The organism is Kitasatospora sp. NPDC101157 (assembly GCF_044768255.1).
Classification (GTDB): domain Bacteria; phylum Actinomycetota; class Actinomycetes; order Streptomycetales; family Streptomycetaceae; genus Kitasatospora.
Genome location: NZ_JBIWPL010000075.1, coordinates 1 through 1171, shown reverse-complemented (window position 1 = coordinate 1171; position 1171 = coordinate 1). Strand labels below are relative to the sequence as shown.

Below are 1171 nucleotides of genomic sequence, written 5' to 3'. Positions count from 1 at the left end.
AGGATCCACCAAGCAACCGCCCGCCGCAGCCACTACCGGCGACGCCTCGCCGAGCCCTCAACCGGATAGATCACGAAGTCACACTGGAGTACTAGACGGGCCCGCGCCATCCGGTAGTCCCGGCACGTCCCGCCGTTGTCGGGGCTGCTTGCCGCCCTCCCCGGCGTTCCCCGGAACAGGCTGACCCCAGCTTCACCAGACCGCTGCGACGGTCCAGCGGCGAAGGTCTTCCACCTCCACTCGATTGCATAGCGCCTCGTGGCGCACTCCTGTGCCATCGAACCTTGAGCGTGTGCCATCGAAGTTTGAGTGATGTGGATCACCGAAGATCACGGACGTCGTGCCAGGAAGACGAACTGTCTTCCAGGGCGGTCGGGCGCATCGCGAACGTCTTCCACTACGTAGCCGTGCGCGACCAGGTCCCTCTCGATCTCTTCCCGCTCTCGGAAACGCAGCGTCGAAGCCGACGTCAGCACCTGTCCATCCGCAGCGAACACGTAGGTCCATCGGAACGTCACCAGGGGCCTGCTCACCTCGATCAGCTGAACCCAGCTCTCGACGGAGCCGACGCCTGGGATCTCCGTCACGCGGTGGGAGTTCTCGCGGGTCCACTCTTCCCAGGCGCGTCTGGCCGGATCGCGGGTCTCGAAGACCAGATGCCCGCCAGGCCGCAGCGCTTCATAGGCTCCGCGCAGCGTCTGCTGCCACGTCCGCGGATCAGCGATGGCCTGGGCAACGTTCGCCGTCATCGTCGCCAGGTCAACCTGCAGCGGCGGGAGGTCTGTCGCATCGCCGCAGATCCAGCGCACTCGGTCACTGCCCGGTTTGGCCCGGGCGACGTCGATGGATGCCAGGGCGGGATCGACGCCGACGACCTCGATCCCGCGGTCAGCCAGGAGAAGTGCGAACACCCCTGTGCCGCAGCCGATGTCCAGCACTCGGCTCGCGTCGGACTCTTCCGCGATCCGTAGGTAGGCATCGAGATCGCCGCGGTCGGGGTCGAGCGGGTCATAGATCGCGGCGAGCCGTGGATGCCCGAAGGATTCGTCAGCCATGTGGCCGAACATATGCAGAGCTGGGGTCTGTAAAAAGAACGGTGTAACTCCCGATCAAGGAAGTAGCACCTGATGACAGACGTGATCGTCTCCGCCGAGGCCGTGGAGGCCGTGCG

Annotated in this window: 1 protein-coding gene; it reads right to left on the bottom strand. The window is 65.4% G+C overall.

The features are described 5' to 3' along the window. Nucleotides 1-329: 329 nt before the first annotated feature. Nucleotides 330-1055 carry a class I SAM-dependent methyltransferase gene (locus ACIRVF_RS42950; protein ID WP_402830710.1) on the bottom strand — a complete coding sequence of 242 codons (726 nt, stop codon included), beginning with the start codon at nucleotides 1053-1055 and terminating at the stop codon, nucleotides 330-332. Nucleotides 1056-1171 lie beyond the last annotated feature (116 nt).

Excerpts from the sequence above, each read along its gene's own strand:
- ACIRVF_RS42950 (WP_402830710.1), bottom strand. The coding sequence starts at position 1,055 with ATGGCTGACGAATCCTTCGGGCATCCACGGCTCGCCGCGATCTATGAC.